At 37.9% G+C, this 938-nt stretch carries 1 protein-coding gene; it reads right to left on the bottom strand.

Annotation, left to right across the window (positions count from 1 at the left end):
• Positions 1-191: 191 nt before the first annotated feature.
• Positions 192-938: MFS transporter (locus AC1DUW_RS30555; protein ID WP_477644411.1), on the bottom strand; the 747-nt coding region annotated here is incomplete at its 5' end.

The following is a 938-nucleotide window of genomic DNA, read 5'->3' as shown; positions in this document are numbered from 1 at the left end:
GAGTAGGTGCATGATGATTCATACACCTTCCTCGGACTCGTACAGATTACCGCATAATTCCTTATTTGGATAAARTATAAGCTAACTAAACTTTCGATATTGTGTAGTTGCAAAAATACGTATCCTATTAAAATAGAAGTGTCCCCCCATAGATAATTCCATTGGGGGGACACTTCTATTTTATTAATCTATTACGCGGGTTTAACTATCGGACGTACAAAGCGAATTACTGCAAGCGATGCGACAATAGCTAATCCACCTGCAAGCAAGAAAGCTACTGTGTATGTGCCTGATGTATCAACAATGTATCCTGTTAAAGTTGGTCCGATAATTCCTGCTGTATTTGCTAAGAAATGCATAAAACCACCAACTGATCCAACGTTATCTGGGTCTACGACATCATTAATAATCGCCCAGTATATTGCACCTGTTAAATATAGGAAGAACACAGAAAGTGCAACTAGAGTTACTGCACTTAATGTTGTCGATACAAGGCCGGCAAATCCGATACAAACAGCCGATAAGAACAAACAAGTAACTAGCACGAGCTTACGTGAGAATAAAACGCCTTTTTGTGCGAATTTTTTAAAGAAGAAATCCGACACGAAACCTCCCAAAGCAAGACCAATAAACCCAAAGATCCACGGAATCACTGTGATGATACTCATATTTTCTACGCTTAGTCCGCGTGCATTTACCAAATAGCTTGGGAACCATGTTAAGAAAAAGAACAAGATATAGTTGTACGAAAAAAATGCAAGTGCTGTAAATAATACAGTTTTTTGTTTTAAATAGAAGGTGAATTTCAATTTCCCTTCCGATGCTGCTGCTACATATTCTTTTCCCATATTTTCCTGTTCAGTTGACTCTTCTGGTTTTTCTTTAGCAAATTTCCACCAGCAAACAGCCCATATAAGTCCAATTACCATGATAGCAAT

It is taken from the genome of Peribacillus sp. P4_C12 (assembly GCF_056402095.1).
Note: the sequence above shows the minus strand (reverse complement) of the source record. Positions and strands in the feature narration are given on the sequence as shown.